The sequence below is a fragment of the Streptomyces sp. NPDC050147 genome (genome assembly GCF_040660195.1).
Classification (GTDB): domain Bacteria; phylum Actinomycetota; class Actinomycetes; order Streptomycetales; family Streptomycetaceae; genus Streptomyces.
The window spans coordinates 68,060-88,454 of sequence record NZ_JBFALJ010000005.1; the positions used below are offsets into that span (position 1 = coordinate 68,060).

Consider the following 20,395-nt stretch of genomic DNA (forward strand, 5'->3'; position numbering starts at 1 on the left):
GTGATCGGGCGCCGGTCGTGCGGCCGGCGGTGGCCGGAAATCGAGCCGCTCTCGTATTCGATTTACTGTTCGAATCAGGTTTCGCTCACATATCTCCTTCTTCTTACGTCCTTCTCGCGTCTTCTTTGCCCCACAACACCCCGATCCCGCCCCGGGTTCGCAACCGCCGCCCCGGACAGGAAGAATCAGGGTGCGTGCCGCCGTAGCGGCTCGGTGGTGAGACGCTGCACGGGGCCGCTCATACGGCGCCCGGGTACGGGGAGGTGGCAGGGCAAGTGGTGGATCAGCTGACGCAGCACGATCCGAGGCGGATCGGCCCGTTCGAGGTGCTCGGCCGGCTCGGAGCCGGTGGCATGGGCCTTGTCTACCTCGCGCGCTCCGCGTCAGGACGGCGCGTGGCGATCAAGACGGTCAGGACCGAGCTCGCCGAGGACCAGCTGTTCCGCGTTCGCTTCACGCGCGAGGTCGAGGCGGCACGAGCGGTGTCCGGTTTCTATACGGCCGCCGTCGTGGACGCCGACCCGCGTGCGGCCGTGCCATGGCTGGCCACCGCCTATGTGCCCGCTCCCTCGCTCGAAGAAATAGTGAATGAACACGGGCCGCTGCCCACCCAGGCCGTGCGCTGGCTCGCCGCGGGCGTCGCCGAGGCCCTGGAGTCCATCCACGGCGCGGGCCTCGTCCACCGTGACCTCAAGCCGTCGAACGTCCTCGTGGTGGAGGACGGCCCGCGCGTGATCGACTTCGGCATCGCGTCCGGCGTCTCCAATACCCGCCTGACCATGACGAACGTAGCCGTGGGCACGCCCGCCTACATGTCGCCCGAGCAGGCGAAGGACTCGCGCAGCGTCACCGGCGCCAGTGACGTCTTCTCGCTCGGTTCGATGCTCGTCTTCGCCGCCACCGGGCACGCGCCCTTCCACGGGGCGAACCCCGTGGAGACCGTCTTCATGCTGCTCCGCGAAGGCCCTGACCTGGAGGGACTCCCGGACGAGCTGCGTCCGCTCATCGAGACGTGCATGCAGATGGAGGCGGCGCTTCGGCCGAGCCCCAACGACCTCCAGGCCCAGCTCGCACCGCACCTCTTCGCCTCCGAGAGCGCGGACGGCGACAGCGGCACGGCCTCCGCGTGGCTGCCGGAGCGGGCCGTCGCGCTGATCGAGGCCCGCCGTGGCGGCCGACCGCCCGCGCGGGCCGCGCTCGCCTCCTCGGGCAGGAGCGGCGGCCGCGGTGCCGCCCCCGCCGTCGCACCGCCCCCTCCGCAGCACGCGCCGCCGGTGCCACCGACGCAGCCGCCGCCCTTCGGGGGCGTGCCGGACGCCGGTCCCGTGCACCTCGCCGGGGCGAAGGTGCCGATCGGTCCCGGACCGCGGGTCGCCGACGCACGGGCCGCCGCCGTGAGCGCGGTGCCCGCCGACACCGGGCTCGCCGCTTCCTGGTCGCGGTCCAAGGCCGCGGTGAACGGCGCCGCCGACCCGGTGGTGCCCGCCCCCGCCGCCGCCCCGGACGCGGGCACCGCGTGGCGGCCGTGGCGCTTCCGGATGTCGAACGACGTGTGGGGCACGCCCGCCGTCGCGGGGAACCTCGTGTACGTCACGTCCTTCGAGGTCCACGCCCTGGACGTCGGCACCGGCCGCCGCAGCTTCAAGACGCGGGACGTCGCTTGGTCCATGGGCGTCGCCGACGGACGTATCCACGCGTCGGACGGCCCCACGCTCTACGCCCTCGACGGCGCCGACGGCACCGACCTGTGGCGGCTGAACACCGACGCCTGGGTGTACTCCCTGCAGGCCGACCGCGGCACCGTCGTCACCGGGACGCGCGGCGGCGGCGTACAGGCCTGGGAGGCCGCGAACGGCGAGAAGCTCTGGGAGATCACCGGGGCCCAGACCGACTTCGAGACCCCCGAGGCGGGCCCGGTCGTCCACGACGGCACGGTCTACGTGTGGCAGAACGCGCGCCTGCGCGCCCTGGAGGCCCGCACGGGCGACGAGCGCTGGTCGTACCCCATCGGGGACGCGGCCTCCTGCGGCGGCGTCCCGGTGCGGCTCGCGCCCGCCGAAGACGGGTACGTGTACGTGTCCGCGGGGTCCCGTGTCCTCGCCATCGACGTGGCGGGCGGGCACGTCCGCTGGCACTTCGAGGCGCCCGCCGCGTTCCTGTGTCCGCCCACGTTCGCGCCGGGCCCCGCGGTCACCGGCGGCGGCGTGTACCTCGCGGACTACCTCGGGACCGTGTACGCCCTCGACGCCACGGACGGCCGTGACCGGTGGCGCATCGCCACGGAGTCCCGGGCGTCGATCGAGCCCGTGCTCGTCGCCGACGGACATGTGCACGTGGGCAGCGGCAAGGGGCTCTACACGCTGGACGCGGTGACGGGCACGCCGAAATGGCGGTTCCAGGCCGGCGGCGAGGTCGTCGGCACGCCCGTCGTGGCCGACCGGCGTATCCACTTCGGGTCGACGGACCACCTGCTGTACACGCTGAAGGCCGACGACGGCCGCCTGCGCTGGAAGCTGGCCACGGGCGGCGAGATCACCGGGGCACCGGTGGTGCGGGACGGCGTCGTGTACGCGTGCAGCAAGGACCGGTGCGTGTACGCGCTGGACGCGGAGCGGGGGACTGGCACCGCGCGGTCCTAGCGGACCTGGGTGCCTCTCGGGTGCGGGTCGTGTCTGACCCGCGCCGCCGCTCCGCAGCGGATCTTTCCCGCCCACCCACCCGATCACCCCGCGTCGAGCCCCGTCGGGTGAGGGCCGCGCCTCGTGACGGCCGTCGCACCAGCTTTGGAAGGGGCTCCGGACGGCGGCCGTCCACTCGTGACGTTACGCCGACCGCGTGAACCGCGCGAGGCGGCGGCCGGCCCCCCTCACCGGGTACGGAAACCGGAGCCGCGCCCCGTGAACAGCCCCGCCTGCCGCTCCGGGGGCAGGTTGCCGAGCGCGATCAGGTGCGGGGCCTGGGCCAGGGCCTGGGTGCGAGCTGCCTCCTTCGCCGACCAGAGCGCGCGTACGGTGCCCTGCACCGGCTCGGTCGGGTAGGCGGCGATGACCTCGGCCGCACGGGTGGCGGCCGCCAACAGGTCCTGTGGCGCGGCGAGTTCGGAGACCAGGCCCGTCTCGTACGCCCGCTGGGCCGATATCCGCTCGGCCGTCCCCATCAGCGACATCCTGGTGACCTCGCCGAGCGGCATGCGCTGCGCCATGAGGACCGCCTCGTACGCGCTGACCATGCCGTAGGTGGTGTGCGGGTCGAAGAACGTGGCGTGGTCGGCGGCGATGACGAACTCCGCCTCGCCCAGCAGATAGAAGGCGCCGCCGCACGCCATGCCGTTGACGGCGGCGATGACCGGCTTCCACAGGTCGTTGCTCTTGGGGCCGACGGAGAGCAGCGGATCGTCCATCGAGTAGGGGGAGCCGGGCTGCGGGGCGGCGGTGTCACGGTCGATGCCGGTGCAGAACGCCTTGTCCCCCGCTCCGGTGAGGACGATCGCCCGCACGGTGTCGTCGAAGCGGAACTCCCGCCAGGTGGCGGCAAGTCCCTCCGCCGTCTCGGTGTCGATGGCGTTGTGCCGGGCGGGGCGGTCGAGGGTGACGACCGCGACGCCCGTGCCCTTGTCGACGTCCGTACGCAGACTCACGGCCGCTCCAGGAGCCAGCGGGGCATCGTGATCCCGTCCACGTCGGTGAACACGACCTGCACCTTCGCGCCGATGCGCAGGCGCTCGGGGTCGACGGAGTCCAGCGGGGCGTCCGGGGCGGCGACGAGGTTGCCGACCAGGCGGATGCGGGGGGCGTCGGCCAGCTCGACGATGATCGCGTTGTACGGGGCGTTTGCCGCGTACGCGGGGAGCAGGGGTGGGTGTGGTCTTACGTAGGACCAGAGGCGGCCCCGTCCGCTCATCCTGCGCCACTCGCTGTCGAAGGACTGGCAGTGGGGGCAGCATGGCCTTGGCGGGAACCGGAGCTCGCCGCAGGCGGTGCAGGCCTGGATCCTGAGCTCGCCCTGGGCTGCGTACTCCCAGAAAGGGGCGCCGTCCGAGTCGATCGTGGGCGCAAGGAGGGGTTCGCTCGTCGCGTCTGCCATGTGAGTGTCCTTCTGCGGCTGCGGGTGGGATGTGGTTGCTCGCGCAGTTCCCCGCGCCCCTATGGGGCCCGGAGCAGCACCGCCGACGTGGGTACTCCCTCACCGGCTGTCACCAAACACGTGGCCGCGTTCGGCACCTGCGCCGTGCTCGTGCCCCGCAGTTGCTTCACGCCCTCGTTGATGAGGTTGAAGCCGTGGACGTACGCCTCGCTCAGACCGCCGCCCCCGGTGTTGATCGGCAGGCGCCCCCCGCTCTCCAGCGCGCCGCCTTCCGTGAACGCGCCGCCCTCACCACGACCGCAGAAGCCGTACCCCTCCAGGGACAGCGGGATCAGCGGGGTGAACGCGTCGTAGATCTGCGCCACGTCCACATCTTCCGGCGCGAAGTCGGCGTGCTTCCAGAGGTGCCGGGCCGCGGTCCACGCGGGGCCGGTGAGCGGATCGTCGTTCCAGTAGTTGACCATCCCGTGGTGCTGCGCGGGCAGCCCCTGGGCGACGGAATGGACGTACACGGGCTTCTGTCGGCAGTCCCGCGCCCGCTCGGCGGAGACGATGACGCACGCCAACGCACCGTCGGTCTCAAGGCAGTTGTCGAACAGGCACAGGGGCTCGCTGATCCAGCGGGACGACATGTACATCTCGCGGGTCAGTGGGCGTTCGTACATCATCGCGGCGGGATTCTGGTTCGCCCGGTTCCTGCACGCGAGGGCGACGTTGAAGAGGTGGTCGCGGGTCGCCCCGTACTCGTGCATGTAGCGGCGCGCCAGCATTCCGATCTCGTCAGCCGGGCGGAGAAGCCCGAAGGGACGGGTCCACTGGCCCGGGGTGGGGAGCTGGACCGCCGTGTTCTTCCAGGGGCGCGGCCCGCTGCCCCGCTTGCGGGACCGCCAGGCGATGCCCACGCTCGCCTGTCCGGTGGCGACGGCGGCGGCGAGGTGTGCGATGGTCGCGCAGGAACCGCCGCCCCCGTAGCCGACCTTGCTGAAGAAGGTCACGTCGCCCGCGCCGATCGCCTTGGCGACCTCGACCTCGTCCGTCTCCTCCATGGTGTACGAGGCGAAGGCGTCGACCTCGGAGGGGGCGATGCCCGCGTCATCGAGCGCGGCGACGATCGCCCGGCACGCCAACGTCTTCTCGTCCTCGGGCAGTTGTTTCGCGAACGCGGTCTGCCCGATCCCGACTATCGCTGTAGCGTCTTTGAGTGAAGCCATGGGCAACGGCACCTCCGCGAGTGGCGAGGCTCCAGGGCTTCGCCATACGTCGTCCCGACTGCTGACAGCGCGTCAGGTTACAGCTAATCTGACGGATAGTCAGCTACTGCGGCGGAGGGGCTTGCGATGCGCGGCGACCTGGAGTGGGGCAGCATCCCGGGACTTGTCCGGGCGGCGGCCGAGCGGTACGGCGACCGGGAGGCGGTCGTCGAGGGCCGCACCCGCGTCTCGTACGCGGAGCTCGGCCGGCGCGTGGAGCGAGCCGCCGCCGCCTGCATGGCCAACGGCGTCAACTCCGGCGACACAGTGGCAGTCTGGGCCCCGAACACCCTGGACTGGATCGTCTCGGCGCTGGGCGCCGTATCGGCGGGCGCGGTCCTGGTCCCCCTCAACACTCGCTTCAAGGGCGCGGAAGCGGCCTACGTACTACGACGCAGCCGCGCGAAGCTGCTCTTCGTGACAGGCACCTTCCTCGGCACGTCGTACGTCGCCTCGCTGCGCCGCGCGACCACGGAGGGCAAGGGGCAGGGCCCACTGCCGGGACTCCCGCACCTGGATCAGGTGGTGGTCCTGTCCGACGACGCCCCGGAGAACTTCCGCACCTGGAAGGACTTCCTGGCCAGCGGCGACGGGGTGAGCGGCGGCGACGTACGAGGACGCGCGGAGAGCGTCGACGGTGCCGCGCCCTCGGACATCATCTACACCTCGGGCACGACAGGCCGCCCCAAGGGCGCGGTCATCACCCACGCCCAGACCCTGCGCTGCTACGACATCTGGAGCGAACTCGCGGGCCTGCGAGAAGGCGACCGCTACCTCATCGTCAACCCCTTCTTCCACACCTTCGGCTACAAGGCGGGCATCATCGCCTGCCTGATGCGCGGCGCGACGATGATCCCGCAGCCGGTCTTCAACGTGGACACGGTCCTCGCGAACGTCGCGGCGGAACGGATCTCCGTCCTCCCCGGCCCGCCCACCCTGCACCAGTCCCTCCTCGACCACCCCACCCGCGACCAGCACGACCTGTCGGCCCTGCGCCTGGTGGTGACGGGCGCGGCGGTGGTCCCCCTGCAACTGGTCGAGCGCCTGCGCAGCGAACTGCACATCACCACGGTCCTGACGGCGTACGGCCTCTCCGAGGCGAGCGGCATCGTCACGATGTGCCGCCAGGGCGACGCCGCACGTGTCATCGCCTCGACCTCGGGCCGGGCCATCCCGGACACGGAGGTACGGGTGGTGAGCCCCGGCGGCGAGAAACTCTCACCGGGCCACCCGGGAGAGATCCTCGTACGCGGACACAACGTCATGCGGGGCTACTTCGAGGACCCGGCGGAGACGAAGAAGGCCCTCACACCGGACGGCTGGCTGCGGACGGGAGACGTAGGCGTCCTCGACGAGGCGGGCAACCTCCGCATCACGGACCGGATCAAGGACATGTTCATCGTCGGCGGATTCAACGCCTACCCCGCGGAGATAGAACAACTGATCGGCGTGCACCCACAGGTGGCGGACGTGGCGGTGATCGGCATCCCCGATTCGCGGCTGGGAGAGGTGGGCAAGGCGTACGTGGTGCGGCGGCCGGGGGCCGTGCTCACGGCGGACGACTTGATCGCGTGGTCACGCCGGGAGATGGCGAACTACAAGGTGCCCAGGGAGATCGAGTTCGTGGCTGAGCTGCCGAGGAACGCGAGCGGGAAGGTGCTCAAGGGGGAGCTGCGGGGTGCGGGCGTCGTTTAGCTGGCGGGTGTCCGCTCGGCGGCGCTGCGCTCGACGCAGAACTCATTGCCCTCGAGATCGCTGAGCGTGACCCAGCCGCGCCCATCGGGCACGCGATGATCCCTCACGACCTTGGCACCGAGCTTCACGAGCCGCTCGACCTCCTCGTCACGCGTGCGGTCCTGCGGCTGAAGGTCGACGTGCACGCGGTTCTTGACGGTCTTGGCGTCGGGCACGGTCAGGAAGAGAACCGTGATGCCGTCGGCCTCGACGAGGGCTTCCGGATCGCCGGGGGAGTCCTCGTCGGAGATCTTCCCGCCGAGCACTTCGGCCCAGAAGGTGCCCTGGCGGTAGGCGTCGGAACAGTCGAACGTGAGGTGGCGCACGAGCGAGGTCATGGGCGGCACTATCGGCTGGGGACGCGGGGGCTGTCCACCGGTTTTCCGACGGGGCGGCGGGCCCGCCGAGGCTGGCTATTTGCCGGGCTGGCAAAGTTCCTGGCGGGTGGGGGAGGCGGGGGGAGAGCATCATGACGTACGGGCTGGTCCGATGGGTGGGTGGGCGCCGGCCCGGTATGTCTTTGCTGATCCTGATCGTGATCGTGACCCTGACTCCGACTTCTGATCCTGATTCTGATTCTGACTCTGTCTGGGAGGAAACATGTCGCACCCAGTGCAGCACCGCTTGGTGGATGTCCCTGGTGGGCGGATTCACCTGGTGGAGCAAGGGGAGGGCCCCCTGGTCCTCCTCGTCCACGGCTTCCCCGAGTCCTGGTACTCGTGGCGCCACCAGATGCCGGTGCTCGCCGAGGCGGGCTTCCGCGCGGTGGCGATCGACGTGCGCGGCTACGGGCGTTCGTCGAAGCCGCGGGAGGTGGCGGCGTACCGGATGCTGGCGCACGTGGCGGACAACGTCGGAGTTGTCCGCGCCCTGGGTGAGCAGACCGCGACGATCGTGGGCCATGACTGGGGCTCGTCCATCGCGGCCAACTCGGCGCTGCTCAGGCCGGACGTCTTCACGGCGGTGGGGTTGCTGAGCGTCCCGTACACGCCGAGGAACGACTTTCGGCCGACGGACGCCTTCGCCCGGATCGGTGGCGGCGAGGAGGAGTTCTACGTCAGCTACTTCCAGGAGGAGGGGCGTGCGGAGGCGGAGATCGAGCCGGATGTACGGGGCTGGCTGGCTGGTTTCTACGCGGGCCTGTCGGCGGAGACGATGCCCTCGCCCGACACCACCCCGAGCCTGCATCTCGTCCCCCGAGGCGGCAGGATGTCGGACCGCTTCCCGCAGGGTCCGGGACTGCCCTCCTGGCTGACGGAGGCCGACCTCGATGTCTACGCGGCCGAGTTCGAGCGCACCGGCCTGACCGGCGCTCTCAACCGCTACCGCAACGTCGACCGTGACTGGGAGGACCTGGCGCCCTGGGACGGCGCCCCCATCTCCCAACCGTCCCTCTTCATCGGCGGCGACCAGGACGCGACGACGACATGGCTGGCGGACGCGATCAAGGCCTTCCCGGAGACGCTGCCGGGACTGGTGTCCTCGCACATCCTGGAGGGGTGCGGGCACTGGGTGCAGCAGGAGCGTGCGTACGAGGTGAACCGGCTGCTGGTGGAGTGGTTGAGGATGGTGCGCCCGTCAGCCTGAGGTCTCAGTGGCCGATCGGGGGCGCGATGCAGCCGGTCTCCATGAAGGGGCCGTTGGCGCTCGCCTCGTAGTTGGTCGGCTGCAAGAAGGCGGTGACGCAGGCGTCGTCGCGTACGCGCAGGCCGATCATGGTGCCTTCAGGGGTGACGTACTCGTCGTTCTCGTAGCGGGCGCGCATGTCGCTGACGGTGAGTTCACCGCTGAGGATCTTGCCCTTGCCGTCGTACTTCTCGATCTCGTACCCGAGCTCGCCGGTGAGGGCCGCCCGCACGCTCTCCGAGTCCCACGTCTTCTTCTCGTGCAGCCGCTTGAGGACGAGTCTGATGCGAGCGGCCTCGGCCTCGGCGGCTTCCTCGCCTGCCGGGGACATGTCGCCGGGGCGGCGGTAGGCGTTGTTGTCGCCGTTGTGGGGGGCGCCGTCGATGACGCCGGGTTCGACGTAGGGGGAGGCGTCGGGGGGTGGGGCTGGGTCTGTGGTTGTGGTTGTGGGGGTTTCGGCTGGGGAGGTGTCGTGCGGTTGCTCGCCGCAGCCGGCGAGGGAGATGAAGGCGGCGCCGACGAGGACAACCGACATCGCGCCGAGGCGCCGGCGCTGGGATGTGGCGACGATGCGGGATGTGCGTCTCAAGCGGACCATGCACGTGACTCTGCCACGGGTGTGGGGCGGGTGTGCCGTGGGTGGTGAGACGGCTGTGCCACGGCTGTGCCACGGCTGTGCGCGCAGGGCCCGCTGAGGGATACGACTAGGACACGGTCGGGGCCGCGGTCCGGGCCGCGGTCTGTGCTGCGGCCTGGGCTGTCTGGGTCCGGAAGCGCTCGACCAGGGCGGCGGGGGCCTTGTCCGGGGAGCCGGCGTCGTACGGCGGCTGGGGGTCGTACTCGATGAGCAGCTGTACGGTCTGGGCGTGCTCGTCACCGGCGATCTTCCCGGCGAGGGTGAGGCCCATGTCGATCCCGGCGGAGACACCCGCGCCGGTGACGTACTTCCCGTCGAAGACGACGCGCTGCCCGGTGGATTCGACCCCGAACTGCTTGATCTGCTCCAGGGCCAGCCAATGAGACGTGGCCCGGCGGCCCTTGAGGAGCCCGGCGGCCGCGAGGATGAGCGATCCGGTGCAGACGGATGTCGTCCAGGTGGTGGTGGCGTCGACGGCGCGGAGCCAGTTGAGGACGGCCTCGTTCCTCAGGTCGGGCTCGGGGCTGCCGGGTACGACGACGATGTCCGGGCTGCTGACCTCGGCGAGGGATTTCGTGGCGACGAGGGAGAGCGTGCGGGTGTCGTCGAGCACGGGTCCGGCCTGCTCGGCGACGAAGACGACTTCGGCGTCCGGAAGCGAGGAGAGGGTCTGGAAGGGGCCTACCGCGTCGAGGACGGTGATGTTGTCGTAGAGCAGGATCGCGATCTGCATGGGGTCCCTTTTCCGGGTGGCGGGTGGTGTGGGGCGGGCAGTGCCGGGCCGTGCCGTGCTGTGCTGTGCCGTGCTGTGCCGTGCTCAAGTCTTATGGCGGGTGTGGATGTCGGCAATGACAAGTAGCCCTCCTTTACTGCCACTTGTGTGGGCGCGGTTATCCACAAGAGGGCAGTTATCCACAGGCGAATCCGCGCATGACGGATGTGGGGCAACCTAAGGCGATGGGGGGTTCAAGGGAGCCGAGGGGACCGAGGGAGTCGAGAGGGGCCAGGAAATGGGGTGGGCTGAGGGAGATGGCCGTCGAGGGGGTGTTGCTCACGCGCTGGGCCAGGGACGCGGGTTGGCCGACGAGCACGTTGTCCAGGTGCCTGGCCGCCGAGGGATGGACGCGCATCCCGGGCGGTGGCTGGGCGGAGCCCGGAAGAGAGCTCGATCTGACGGTACGTCTCTGGGCGGGGCAGTTGACGACGCCTGGCCTGGTAGCGAGCCACCGGTCGGCGACGATGCTGTGGCGTATCGAAGTGCTTCGGGAGGAGCTGGAGTTCACCGACCCGCTGGGGGCCGCCCGGAAGACGGGCGCCCGCGTCCACCGGCTCCCGCTGCCGCCTGCGGAGATCACAGTGGTGGGGGATCTGCGGGTGACGACGGTAGCGCGTACGTTGGCGGATCTGTTGCGCGGCGGCCCTCGCGAGGACGCCGTGGTGGCCCTCGACTCCGCGCTGAGCAGCCGCCGATACGGGGGGAGTTACTGGCGGGGTCCACTGATCGGGGGCATCGACACGGTGGCCACGGCCCTGGGTTCCCCGCCGGTGGCGCTGGCGGCGGGGGCGGTGAGGGCGCGTCGGTGGCTGACGCTGGCTGACCCGGGGGCGGGCTCACCGGCGGAAACGGTGGCCCGACTCCGGATGCGGGACGCGGGCCTGCGCCCGGAGTCGCAGGCAAGGATCACGACCCCGTGCGGCCGCCTCCTACGCCCGGACTTCTTCTTCCGCGGGGAGGGTGTGGTGGTCGAGATCGAGGGCTACGCCTACCACGGCACCAGAGAGGCCCACCGCCGAGACCTGGCCCGCTACAACGACCTGGGGTCGTGCCCCGAGGTCAGGGTGGTACTGCGCTTCGGCGCGGAGGAGGTATTCACCGCACCGGAGGCATTCGTGGAGAGGGTTCGGACGGCGGTGGAGGGGGCGGGGAGGGGGTGAGGGGGGGGAGGGGAGAGGGGAGGTCAACTGGGCGTCTGATGGCCGACGGGGCGTGGCCTGCGCGGGCGACGACCGTAGCGGCGCCCGACGCCCGACGCCCGTCGACCGACGAGCGCCGCACGGTGCTCGAACTCACCGAGCACGGCGAGGCGGAGCGCGCCCGCTTCGCCGCCGAGCAGCGAAAGGCGTTCCAGGAGACCACCGCCGCCTGGGCCCCGGAGGAGCAACTCCAGTTCGCACGGCTCTTGGTCCGATACGGCGCCGACGCCACGGCTTGGTCGAAAAAGCAGCCCCCAAGCCGGGATTGACCGGGCGTACGACGGCCGGATGCAGAAAAATCCCAGGCTAGGGAGCAGGGGGAGGGGGCTGGGTGGGAATTATTTGCATCGCCCTCAGCTAGCTGCGGGGGCGGCGGTCCGGGCCTTGGGTCTTTACGTGGCGTATGAGGTGGGCGAGGCTCTGGGGGGTTGTCGAGAGTTCGGTGTACGGGGCGTCGCTCTCGCGGAGTTTGACGGTTCCTTGTTGTCCCTGGTGCCCCTGTTGCTGCTGGGCGCTGAGTTCGACGCAGTCAGATGAGTCGCCGCCGCCGGAGTACGAGGACTTCTGCCATGCGGTCTGCTGTGTCATGTCGAGGCCCTTCACATGCTCTGCATGATGCGGCGGATGAGGTCCCTCGACTCTATGACTCCCAACGCCGCCCCCTCCACCTTGCGCAGGACCTCTCGGTAGCGGCTGAGCTGCGCTTCCGCGTCCAGAAAGGCGCCACCGTGCGGGGTGTCCATCAGGACGGTGTCCAGTTGCGGTACGGGACCACGGGCGTAGAGCAGTGTGTCCGCGATTCCGGCGAAGCCGTCCACGTCGAACGGGACGACGCGGACCGTCACTTGTGGGTGATCCGACCGCTCCAGGATGTGCTGCAACTGGTCTCGGGCGACCTTGCCGTCGGCGGCCCGGATTCTCAGCGCTGCTTCGTGGATCACTGCCTCGTAGCGGAAGGGCCGGTCGGCGTCGAGGATCTCCTGACGGCGTAGGCGGAACCGTACGCGTACTTCGAGTTCTCCCTCGGGGAGTCTCGGGACCGTGGAGGTGAAGATCGCCCGAACCTGGTCCTCCGTCTGCAGGAGGGCGGGGATGTGGACGCTCTGGAAGGTCCACAAGTCAGCTGCGTGGTGCTCAAGTTCGGCCAGGTCCAGGTAGCCCGACGGCACCAGCTCCCTGTACTCCTCCCACCAGCCTCGCATCCGCTCGCAGGCCATGGCGGACAGGGCATCGACCAGCGCCGAGTCGTCGCACGCGTACTGGCTGGCCAGGTGGCGTACTCGTTCCTCGCTCACGCCGACTCGCGCGGCTTCTGTCGCGGAGACCTTCGTCTCGGCGATACCGGCGGCTCGCGCTGCCTCCCTGCCGGTCAGGCCCGCCCGTTCGCGCAGCTTGCGCAGCTCGGTGCCGAGCCGTTCCTGGCGCGCGGTGATGATACTTCTCGCCGGCATGTGTGGTCCTCCTTTGGGGAGTTGGAGGAGCTGAGTATCCCAGTTGTGATTGACGGGGTTCAACTGAACCCCTACTGTCAGTGACGTAACACGTACTCTGCGGAGCCGCGGAAGCGCACCGCCCCGTCACGCCTTGACGGTTGCGGCACGGCCACCGCGTTCCCCGCCCCGCAGGGCTGCCCGACTTCTCTCACTCCTCCCTCACCCCCACCAGGAGTACCCCCATGCCCGAAACGAGACGTGCCACGAGCTGCGCCGCGAACTGCGCTCCACCGGAAGAACCCTGGGAGTACACGCTCTACGTCCCCCACGACCTCCGCGCCGTCACCATCGGTCGCCGGACCCTCCGCCTCATCCTCGCCGCGCACGGCCTGCCGCACCTCGCGGAGGTGGCCGAGCTGGTGGCGACGGAGCTGGTCAGCAATGCGTTGCGACATACGAAGGGGCCTGCCGCGCTGCGGCTGCGGTGGGCGGGGCGGGTGCTGCGGATCGGGGTCTGGGACGGCGACCCGACGCCGCCGGAGCCGCCGCCGGACGTTGTCTCCGCGTATGCGGAGGAGGGGAGAGGGCTGGCGATCGTGCGGACGTGTTCCGACGGGTGGGGGTGGTACGCGCTCCCTGGGGCGGGTGCCGGTCCCGGGGGTGGCGGTGGCGGTGGCGGTGGGAAGTATGTGTGGTGCGAGTTGACTGCGGCGTAGGCGTAGGCGTAGGTGTGGGCGTTTGGGACGTGACCGTCACCGATTGGCCTGGACCTGGCTCCAGACATGCATCGGCCGCGACGGCTCCCCCTCCGCGCCGTCGCGGCCGATCGTCCCCCGTCGGGATGTGCGGCTTCGGGTCAGTCCTTCGGCGGGCTGGGCATGTGGCCGTCGCCGAGAGTCGTGATCTCGGTGTCCTTGGGCGGGCTGGGCATGTGGCCGTCGCCGAGAGTAGTGATCTCACCGTCCGCCGGAGGGGCGGGCAGGTGGCCGTCTTCCTGGATCGTTATCTTCTTCTTCGCATCGCTCATCGTGACAACTCCTAGGGAATTGCAGGGGCTCTGGTGTCTGGACCGCCCGTTCGGAAACTCCCCCGAGGGTTGCCGAACGGGCGGTCCAGGGGCCGCTCACGATATAGGTGGGGCCCAGGCGACCCGTCTGCCCCCCGATGCGACGGATCGATGTGTTGAGAGTGGCAGGCACTCATAAACGTTCGATGAACGCCACGGACGGCTCCCTCAGGCTGCCGCGACGGGGTCGAGCAGGGCCCTTACTTCGTCGGCTTCTTGGGCCCCGGCGCCATCGTGGATGACCAGTGCTTCCGTCCAGCAAGCCCGTGCGCGGTCGAGTTGCCCGAGATTGTCGAGCGACCTTCCCAGCAGGATCAGTACGTTTGCACGCATCCAATCACCACCCATGCAGCCGGTGGCCAGGGCTTGCTCCGCGTGCCTGGCCGACTGTGCCGAGCGGCCGGCCTGGAGATGCACTTGAGCGATCCGGTAGTGAGTAGTGCCTTCCCACAGACGCTGACGATTCTCCGCGAACACCTGTAGGGCGTCCGAGAGTTCATCAAGGGCCTCCGCGTGGCGACCTGCATGGCTGAGGCCGATCCCGAGCGCGTATTTCGCATTGGCCAGTCGGAACGTGAGTCCCAGGTCGTCGTAAATGGTCACGCCTTGTCGGGCAAGGTCAATTGCTTTGTTCGTACATCCCATCGAGACGAGTACGCGGGAAAGATTGCACAGAGCGCTCGCTTCACCTGGACCGTTGCCGTCGGCACGGAAGGATTCGATGGCCCTACGGAAGAAGATCTCGCTGGCTGCGTGCTGATTCATGATGGCCGCGGTGATCCCCTGTTCATTCGGGGCGTTTCCACTGGTCCATGGGTCGTCGGACTTGAGTGCAAGCTGCGCGGCCTGCTCCAGTTCAGCTGACGCCTCTTCGAATTGCCCTCCGACCCGGCCGAGTACTTGAGCCAGGCTGACCCGCGCCCGCCCCTCGGCGTGCGAGTCCCCCACCGCCGCCGCGGCATCCCGCGCAGCCGACGTGGCCAGCTCATAACGGAGCGAACTCGCGCCCGATTCCGCCAAGTCCTTGGCGGCCAGCAGCAGGTCAACCGCTCGCCGCAGCGTGCTCGGCCCCAGTGACTGCTGTACGCAGGCCAGGATGCAAGCCGCCTCCGAGTGCAGCCAGTCAAGGGCCTTCGCGTCGTCGCTGAAGCCCTGGACCGTGTGCTCGGTCACTTCGAGGTGATCCACCGTCCGGTCCCCAGGCCGCTCTATCGCGTACACCCGCGCCGCCGACGCCAGATAAAAGTCCAGCAACCGCGACATCGCCGCCCCCCGCTCACTCGGCGGTGACTCGTCCCGTTCCGCGCACGCACGCGCGTAGAGGCGGACCAGGTCGTGGTAGCGGTAGCGTCCCGGCGCCGCCGACTCCACCAGGGATGTGTCGACCAGGGACTCCAGGAGGTCCTCCGTCTCCTCCGTCGGGAGGTCCAGGATCGCCGCAGCTGCCGCCAGGGAGAGGTCCGGGCCGTCCGCGAGGCCCAGGAGGCGGAACGCCCGCGCCTGGGCCGGCTCCAGCTGCCCGTAGCCCAGTTCGAACGTCGCCTTGACCGCGAGGTCGCCCGCCTGGAGCTCGTCCAGGCGCCGCCGCTCGTCCGCCAGCTTCGCGGCCAGGGTCGAGACCGTCCACGTACGGCGCGCCGCGAGGCGAGAGGCCGCGATGCGGATCGCCAGGGGAAGGAAGCCGCACGCCGCCACCACGTCCAGCGCGGCCTTCCGTTCCGACTGGACCCGTTCCTCGCCGACGATCCGGGTGAAGAGGAGGAGGGCCTCCTCCGGAGACATCACGTCCAGGTCGATCAAGTGGGCCCCCGCCAGGTCCACCATTCGGATGCGGCTCGTCACCAGGGCCGCGCAGCCCTCCATGCCCGGGAGCAGAGGGCGTACCTGTGCCGCGTCACGTGCGTTGTCCAGGACCACGAGCACTCGACGCCCGTCGAGGACCGACCTGTACAGCGCCGCCCGCTCCTCCAGGGAGTCCGGGATCGCCGAGTCGGAAGTCCCCAGGGCCCGCAAGAACGCGCCCAGCACCGTTTCCGGCTCCGCCGCCCTCGCGCCCGCTCCCTGCAAGTCCACGTACAGCTGGCCGTCAGGGAAGTGCGAGCGCGCGACGTGCGCCACGTGGACCGCGAGGGTCGTCTTGCCCACGCCGCCGATGCCCGCGAGCGCCGAGACCGCCATCACCCGGCCCTCCGCCGCCGACAGGATCTCGCTCAACTCGGAGACGAAAGACGCACGCCCCGTGAAGTCCGGGACCGTGGCCGGAAGTTGCGCCGGGCGCACCACCGCGGCCGCCGGTTCCGGGGCGGCCGCCGAGGGTTCCGTCAGCGCCGGGTCCGCCCGCAGTATCCGCTGCTGGAGCTCCTTCAGACCCGGGCGCGGGTCCACGCCCAGTTCGTCCGCGAGCAGGCGGCGCGTGTCCGCGTACACCGCCAGCGCCTCCGCCTGGCGCCCGCTGCGGTACAGCGCCAGCATCAGGAGCTCGCGCAGGCGTTCGCGCAGGGGGTGCGCCGCCGTGAGCGCAGTCAGCTCTGATACCGCCTCCGCGTGGCAGCCGACCTCCAGGTCCATGTCCAGGCGTGATTCCAGGAGCTGGACGCGCCATTCCTCCAGGCGTGTGCGTTCCGTTTCCGCGTACGGGCCGGGGACGTTGGCCAGGGGTTCGCCGTCCCACAGGCTCAGCGCCTTGTTCACCAGGGAGCGCGCCTGGCAGAGGTCACCGACGCCCCGCGCCTTCTCCGCCTCCGCGCACAGGTCCTCCGCGAGCGCCAGGTCCAGGGAGCCGTCGGCCACCACCACGGCGTAGCCGCCCGACTCGCTGACCAGGACCCCGGCAGGCAGCACCTTGCGCAGCCGTGACGCGTACGTGCGGACCGCGGCCAGCGCCTGCGAGGGCGGTTCGTCGCCCCAGAGGGCGTCGATCAGTTCGTGTGCCGTCGCCGTGCGGCCGTCGCGCAGCAGCAGTGCGGCCAGCAGTGCGCGCTGCTGCGGGGAGCCCATGGAGAGCTGCTCGGCGCCGTGCCATGCGCGTACGGGGCCGAGCACGCTGAAGTGCGGTCTCAGTTCCTCGGGGGCGTTCCCCGGGGCCGGACGTCGTTGGTCCGGTACTCGCGGTACACCGTCCATCGCTCCCCCTGCTGCCCTGACATGCCCGGCCGTCACCGTGCCTGGTCGTGCGCCGCGGGTCTGCCCGTCCCGCGGTTGCCGTGCTGTACGTGGTTCCGTTCTTTAGCTGATTCTTGCTGCCCGCCAGTTTGCCTTGTTCATGGCGGATACGTCAGCCGTGCGAGACGGCTCTCACAGGGTCCACGCACTCAGGGGCCGGGAACAGTCGGCGTACGGATAACCGACGGAGAGCTGACGGGCCGTCAGATCGGCGCTACCGTGGAGCACATGGAGACCACCGAGACCTTGCCGACGAGCCTGCCGACGAACCCGCCGACGTTCCCGAGGATCATCTCGGTGGACGACCACACCGTTGAGCCCGCGAACGTCTGGCGGGACCGGCTCCCGTCGAAGTACCAGGACAGCGGGCCGCGCATCGTCCGGGCACCCTTGAAGGAAATGTCCTTCTTGGGCGGGAAGTTCGCCCCCGTGATGGGAGCGAAAGGGGATGACGGGCCCATAGGCGACTGGTGGATCTACGAAGACCTGCACCGGCCGCTCACCCGCCTCGACACCGCCGTCGGGTACGACAGGGACGAGATCAAGCTCGAGGTCATCACGTACGAGCAGATGCGGCCGGGCTCCTTCAGCGTGCCCGACCGCCTCGCCGACATGGACGTCAACCACGTCCAGTCCGCCCTCTGTTTCCCCACCTTCCCCCGCTTCTGCGGGCAGACGTTCACCGAGGCCAAGGACCGTGAGCTGGGTCTGCTCGGCGTCCGCGCCTACAACGACTGGATGGTGGAGGAGTGGTGCGGCCCGGACGCGCGGGGCCGCCTCATCCCCCTGACCCTCATTCCGCTCTGGGACGCCGAGCTCGCCGCCGCCGAGGTCCGCCGCAACGCCGCCCGCGGTGTGCGCGCCGTCGCCTTCTCCGAGATTCCGCCGCACCTGGGCCTGCCCTCCATCCACACGGACGAGTGGGACCCCTTCCTGCGGGCCTGCGACGAGACCGGCACCGTCATCGCCATGCACATCGGGTCCAGCAGCAAGATGCCGAGCACGTCCGCGGACGCGCCGCCCGCCGTCGGGTCCACCATCACCTTCGCCAACTGCTGCTTCTCGATGGTCGACTGGCTGATGAGCGGCAAGTTCGAGCGCTTCCCGAACCTCAAGATCATGTATGCGGAAGGGCAGATCGGGTGGATTCCGTACATCCTTGAGCGCGCCGACGTGGTCTGGGAGGAGAACCGCGGCTGGGGCGGGGTCGCCGACAAGGTGCACCGGCCGCCGTCCGAGCTGTTCACCGAGCACGTCTACGGCTGCTTCTTCGATGACGCCTTCGGGCTGAAGAACCTCGACTCGATCGGCGTCGGGAACGTCCTGTACGAGACCGACTATCCGCACTCCGACTCGACCTGGCCGAAGTCGCGGGAGGTGGGTGAGGAGCAGATGGGGCACCTCCCGCCGGACGTGGTCGACCGGATCGTGCGCGGCAACGCCATCGATCTCCTCGGGCTCACGCCGGACGGCTTGTGGGCGGGGCCCGGCGCGTAGCGGCGGGCAGTCGCCGCCGACCCCTTGCCTGACGGATCGTCAGCTACGACGATGAGTCCCGTCGCCAAATATGACTGACCGTCAGGTCAAGGTGAGGGGTCGGGTTCCCATGGCTGCCAACGCGCTGGCGCACATCTTCCCGCAGGGGCGACTGGTCTACGGGATGCAACTTCCCGTCCAGTCGCAGAGCGTCATCTACGCCGAGGCGTGGGAGGCGGACGCCACCGCCGACGATCTCGCCGAGATCGCCCGCACCGCGGACCGGAGCGGCTTCGCGTATGTCGCGGGCTGCGATCACGTGGCCATTCCGCGGCGGCTCGCCGACACCATGAGCACCGTCTGGTACGACCCGGTGGCGACGCTCTCCTTCCTCGCCGGGATCACCGAGAACGTACGGCTGATGAGCCATGTCGCCGTCGTCGGGCTCCGGCACCCGCTCGTCACCGCCAAGCAGTACGCCACCTTGGACCGTCTCAGCGGCGGGCGGCTGATCCTCGGCGTCGGGGCCGGCCACGTGCGGGAGGAGTTCGACGCCGTCGGCGCCGACTTCGAGCGGCGCGGGCCGGTGCTCGACGAGACCATCGACGCACTGAAGGCCGCCCTCGGGCCCGAGGAGTACCCCGAACACCACGGGGCGCGGTACGACTTCAGCGGACTCGGCCAGCAGCCGCGCCCCGCGCAGTCCCGCGTGCCCGTCTGGGTGGGCGGCTCCTCGCCCGCCGCCGTCCGCAGGGCCGCCGTACGCGGTGACGGGTGGCTGCCGCAGGGTGATCCGCGCGACGAGCTACCGGCGCAGATCGCCAGGCTCAAGCGGCTGCGCGCGGAGGCGGGCATCGAGGAGCCGGCCGTGGTGGGGGCGATCGCCGAGCCCCTGTACGTGGGGGAGCCCGGCTGGTCCGTGGGGCGGCGCACCCTGAGCGGGAAGCCGGAGGCCATCGCCGAGTCGCTGCGGGCGTACGGGGCGATGGGCGTGCAGCAGATCCAGGTGCGGTTCCGGTCCCGGAGCCGTGCCGAACTCACCGACCAAATGGCTGCGTTCGTCGCCGAGGTCGCTCCGCACCTCAACTGAGGCCCCCTGATCAACCGAGGCCCCTGACCGCCTGACCTCACTGAAGGAGACTCGTATGGGCAAGCTGGACGGTCGCGTCGTCATCGTCACCGGTGCGGCGCGCGGGCAGGGCGAGCAGGAGGCGCGGCTCTTCGCCGCCGAGGGGGCGCGCGTCGTCATCGGTGACGTGCTCGACGACCAGGGCGAGGCCCTCGCCAAGGAACTCGGCGGTGACGTGGCCAAGTACGTGCACCTCGACGTCGGCCAGGAAGCCGACTGGGAGGCGGCTGTCTCAGCCGCCAAGGGCGCCTTCGGGAAGATAGACGGTCTCGTCAACAACGCCGGCATCCTGCGTTTCAACGAACTCGTCAGCACTCCGCTCGAAGAGTTCCAGCAGATCATCCAGGTCAACCAGGTCGGCTGCTTCCTCGGCATCCGCAATGTCGCGCCCGAGATCGGGGCCGCCGGCGGCGGCACCATCGTGAACACCGCCTCTTACACGGCGATGACGGGTATGGCGTACGTCGGCGCGTACGCCGCGACGAAGCACGCCATCCTCGGCCTCACGCGTGTGGCGGCGCTGGAGCTCGCCGCGCGGAACATCCGCGTCAACGCCGTCTGTCCGGGGGCCGTCGACACCCCGATGACCAACCCCGCGCAGCTCGACCCGGCCGCCGACCCCACCGAGGCGCGGGACGCCGTCGCCGAGCTCTACAAGAAGCTCGTGCCGCTCGGGCGGATCGGCAGGCCCGAGGAGGTGGCCGCGCTCGCGCTCTTCCTGACCGGGGACGACTCGGCGTACATCACCGGGCAGCCGTTCGTCATCGACGGGGGGTGGCTCGCGGGGGTCAGCATCGTGTGACGGCGCATCAGGTATTGACGCTC

At 70.1% G+C, this 20,395-nt stretch carries 18 protein-coding genes and 1 pseudogene; 9 read left to right on the forward strand and 10 right to left on the reverse strand.

All coding sequences use genetic code 11. The annotated features are described in order from the left end of the window. Window positions 1-275: 275 nt before the first annotated feature. Window positions 276-2,639, forward strand: coding sequence for a serine/threonine-protein kinase (locus tag AB0I94_RS10550; RefSeq protein WP_363309100.1), 2,364 nt, complete (start codon window positions 276-278; stop codon window positions 2,637-2,639). A 227-nt stretch (window positions 2,640-2,866) separates the two neighbouring features. Here AB0I94_RS10550 and AB0I94_RS10555 read toward each other — a convergent pair whose 3' ends face one another. The 3 genes from AB0I94_RS10555 to AB0I94_RS10565 are packed head-to-tail and all read right to left on the reverse strand — an operon-like array spanning window position 2,867 to window position 5,294. Beyond that, window positions 2,867-3,637, reverse strand: a complete 771-nt coding sequence (locus AB0I94_RS10555; RefSeq protein WP_363309101.1) for an enoyl-CoA hydratase/isomerase family protein — start codon at window positions 3,635-3,637, stop codon at window positions 2,867-2,869. After that, window positions 3,634-4,083 carry an OB-fold domain-containing protein gene (locus AB0I94_RS10560; RefSeq protein WP_363309102.1) on the reverse strand — a complete coding sequence of 150 codons (450 nt, stop codon included), beginning with the start codon at window positions 4,081-4,083 and terminating at the stop codon, window positions 3,634-3,636. The genes AB0I94_RS10555 and AB0I94_RS10560 overlap by 4 nt, the downstream gene beginning before the upstream one ends. Before the next feature lie 59 nt (window positions 4,084-4,142). Then, complete coding sequence (locus AB0I94_RS10565; protein WP_363309103.1) at window positions 4,143-5,294, reverse strand: lipid-transfer protein; 1,152 nt, start codon at window positions 5,292-5,294, stop codon at window positions 4,143-4,145. A gap of 126 nt (window positions 5,295-5,420) precedes the next feature. Between AB0I94_RS10565 and AB0I94_RS10570 the strand changes: the two genes are divergently transcribed. Beyond that, window positions 5,421-7,028 carry a FadD3 family acyl-CoA ligase gene (locus tag AB0I94_RS10570; RefSeq protein WP_363309104.1) on the forward strand — a complete coding sequence of 536 codons (1,608 nt, stop codon included), beginning with the start codon at window positions 5,421-5,423 and terminating at the stop codon, window positions 7,026-7,028. On the opposite strand, the gene AB0I94_RS10575 is transcribed toward AB0I94_RS10570, so the two are convergent. Then, entirely contained in the window at window positions 7,025-7,405 is a 381-nt protein-coding gene (locus AB0I94_RS10575; RefSeq protein ID WP_363309105.1) for a VOC family protein, read from the reverse strand. The two genes, AB0I94_RS10570 and AB0I94_RS10575, sit on opposite strands and share 4 nt — an antisense overlap. Window positions 7,406-7,667: 262 nt before the next feature. Between AB0I94_RS10575 and AB0I94_RS10580 the strand changes: the two genes are divergently transcribed. After that, complete coding sequence (locus AB0I94_RS10580) at window positions 7,668-8,654, forward strand: alpha/beta hydrolase (RefSeq protein ID WP_363309106.1); 987 nt, start codon at window positions 7,668-7,670, stop codon at window positions 8,652-8,654. Between the two features lie 4 nt (window positions 8,655-8,658). On the opposite strand, the gene AB0I94_RS10585 is transcribed toward AB0I94_RS10580, so the two are convergent. Further along, window positions 8,659-9,291: a hypothetical protein gene (locus AB0I94_RS10585; RefSeq protein ID WP_363309107.1), complete on the reverse strand. Its 633-nt coding sequence runs from the start codon at window positions 9,289-9,291 to the stop codon at window positions 8,659-8,661. A 106-nt stretch (window positions 9,292-9,397) separates the two neighbouring features. Then, window positions 9,398-10,063 (reverse strand): DJ-1/PfpI family protein, encoded by a 666-nt coding sequence (locus AB0I94_RS10590; RefSeq protein ID WP_363309109.1) that lies wholly within the window; start codon window positions 10,061-10,063, stop codon window positions 9,398-9,400. 296 nt (window positions 10,064-10,359) lie between these two features. Here AB0I94_RS10590 and AB0I94_RS10595 point away from each other — a divergent pair, with 296 nt between their 5' ends. Continuing rightward, entirely contained in the window at window positions 10,360-11,265 is a 906-nt protein-coding gene (locus tag AB0I94_RS10595) for a hypothetical protein (protein ID WP_363309110.1), read from the forward strand. A gap of 92 nt (window positions 11,266-11,357) precedes the next feature. Continuing rightward, window positions 11,358-11,573, forward strand: a pseudogene (locus AB0I94_RS10600) (MarR family transcriptional regulator); the annotation flags it as partial. Between the two features lie 88 nt (window positions 11,574-11,661). On the opposite strand, the gene AB0I94_RS10605 reads toward AB0I94_RS10600, so the two are convergent. Together AB0I94_RS10605 and AB0I94_RS10610 are read right to left on the reverse strand one after the other, a co-directional pair. Beyond that, on the reverse strand, window positions 11,662-11,892 hold the full coding sequence (locus tag AB0I94_RS10605) for a DUF397 domain-containing protein (RefSeq protein WP_363309111.1): 231 nt from the start codon (window positions 11,890-11,892) through the stop codon (window positions 11,662-11,664). A gap of 11 nt (window positions 11,893-11,903) precedes the next feature. Then, complete coding sequence (locus AB0I94_RS10610) at window positions 11,904-12,755, reverse strand: helix-turn-helix transcriptional regulator (protein ID WP_363309112.1); 852 nt, start codon at window positions 12,753-12,755, stop codon at window positions 11,904-11,906. A gap of 224 nt (window positions 12,756-12,979) precedes the next feature. On the opposite strand from AB0I94_RS10610, the gene AB0I94_RS10615 reads away from it, so the two are divergent. Then, window positions 12,980-13,453 carry an ATP-binding protein gene (locus AB0I94_RS10615; protein ID WP_363309113.1) on the forward strand — a complete coding sequence of 158 codons (474 nt, stop codon included), beginning with the start codon at window positions 12,980-12,982 and terminating at the stop codon, window positions 13,451-13,453. A gap of 140 nt (window positions 13,454-13,593) precedes the next feature. Here AB0I94_RS10615 and AB0I94_RS10620 read toward each other — a convergent pair whose 3' ends face one another. Then, a complete protein-coding gene (locus AB0I94_RS10620) occupies window positions 13,594-13,764 on the reverse strand; it encodes a hypothetical protein (protein WP_363309114.1) in 171 nt (56 codons plus the stop codon). A gap of 207 nt (window positions 13,765-13,971) precedes the next feature. Next, on the reverse strand, window positions 13,972-16,926 hold the full coding sequence (locus tag AB0I94_RS10625; protein WP_363309115.1) for a BTAD domain-containing putative transcriptional regulator: 2,955 nt from the start codon (window positions 16,924-16,926) through the stop codon (window positions 13,972-13,974). A 267-nt stretch (window positions 16,927-17,193) separates the two neighbouring features. On the opposite strand from AB0I94_RS10625, the gene AB0I94_RS10630 reads away from it, so the two are divergent. The 3 genes from AB0I94_RS10630 (at window position 17,194) to AB0I94_RS10640 (ending at window position 20,372) form a co-directional block, all read left to right on the forward strand. Beyond that, window positions 17,194-18,462 (forward strand): amidohydrolase family protein, encoded by a 1,269-nt coding sequence (locus tag AB0I94_RS10630; protein ID WP_363309116.1) that lies wholly within the window; start codon window positions 17,194-17,196, stop codon window positions 18,460-18,462. A 109-nt stretch (window positions 18,463-18,571) separates the two neighbouring features. Beyond that, window positions 18,572-19,531: an LLM class F420-dependent oxidoreductase gene (locus AB0I94_RS10635; protein ID WP_363309117.1), complete on the forward strand. Its 960-nt coding sequence runs from the start codon at window positions 18,572-18,574 to the stop codon at window positions 19,529-19,531. Window positions 19,532-19,586: 55 nt separating this feature from the next. Beyond that, window positions 19,587-20,372 (forward strand): glucose 1-dehydrogenase, encoded by a 786-nt coding sequence (locus AB0I94_RS10640; RefSeq protein WP_363309118.1) that lies wholly within the window; start codon window positions 19,587-19,589, stop codon window positions 20,370-20,372. Window positions 20,373-20,395 lie beyond the last annotated feature (23 nt).